The organism is Rhodovibrio sodomensis (assembly GCF_016583645.1).
Classification (GTDB): Bacteria; Pseudomonadota; Alphaproteobacteria; order Kiloniellales; family Rhodovibrionaceae; genus Rhodovibrio; species Rhodovibrio sodomensis.
The window spans coordinates 1-919 of sequence record NZ_NRRL01000278.1 but is presented as its reverse complement, the minus strand read 5'-3'; the positions used below and the strand labels follow the sequence as shown (position 1 = coordinate 919).

Genomic DNA, 919 nt, shown 5'->3' with positions numbered 1-919 from the left:
CCCTCGAATTTCACAGCCCTTGACGCGTCCGGTACCTACGGGATCAAGTTTTCGGTGCCGGGCCACGCGCCGGTCCGCATGACCGGCCAGTTCATCGTCACGCCCAACTGAGCCGACATCGGAGGTGCGCCATGCTTCCAAAAAACGGGAACCCGATGATCGATCGGGTCAGCGAGCTGTGGGATCCGTCGACGTTCGCAGAAGCCGGTTCGCGCGCGACCGATCTGATCCTGGACAGGCAGCGTCGCAATGTGGCGGCGGTCGGGCGCGCACAGCAGCAGCTGATGCAGGCTGCTCAGACGATGGTCGTCCAACAGGGGCAAATGCTCCAGGAGACGGCATCCGAAGCCGCTAACAGGCTGCAGCGTGGCCAGGAGGGCGTGCACGGTACGGATTGGCCCCACGCACCGAACGCCCTCGGCGAGGCGGTTGTCCAGGTCCACGGCGAGCGGCTTCCCGACGTCGTGGAAACCGCGACGTCAGCATATTTGAAGGCGGCCGAGATCCTGTTCGAACGCGTGCAGGCGGGCATGGGCGACCTTTCGTCCGGGTTCGCGCTCGACGAATCGGACGCCCCGATAGCGGGGGAGGCGGCGTGATCGACCACTCCCGGCGCACGGACCAAGTCCTAGACGCCCGTCGAGACGCGTGGCGCGGGTAGGTAGATCACCCGGCGAGCGTGGGCGACGGCTCGGGGTCAGCGTTCACCTCGTGCGCGCTCGCGCGGGCGCTTCGGGAGCAACGACGCTGTGCCAGCCCTGCAGGCGAGAATTCCGAAAGCGTCTAAGATCCGGGGCCGTTCCGGGCTTGCTCGAACGATCTGACGGCGTGTGAGCCAACGGAAGGTGTCCGGTTGTTGCCCCGGGGCGCCCGCCGGATGTGATCGATCTGCGTCTGCGGTACTGTTGGAACCGGACGA

At 66.4% G+C, this 919-nt stretch carries 1 protein-coding gene; it reads left to right on the top strand.

The window, feature by feature from the left end; genetic code table 11:
- Window positions 1-155: 155 nt before the first annotated feature.
- Complete coding sequence (locus CKO28_RS27740) at window positions 156-599, top strand: hypothetical protein (protein WP_200344773.1); 444 nt, start codon at window positions 156-158, stop codon at window positions 597-599.
- The last annotated feature ends 320 nt before the right edge of the window (window positions 600-919 follow it).

What these genes read in the sequence shown, in the direction of transcription:
- CKO28_RS27740 (WP_200344773.1), top strand. Translation starts at nt 156, where the DNA reads ATGATCGATCGGGTCAGCGAGCTGTGGGATCCGTCGACGTTCGCAGAA.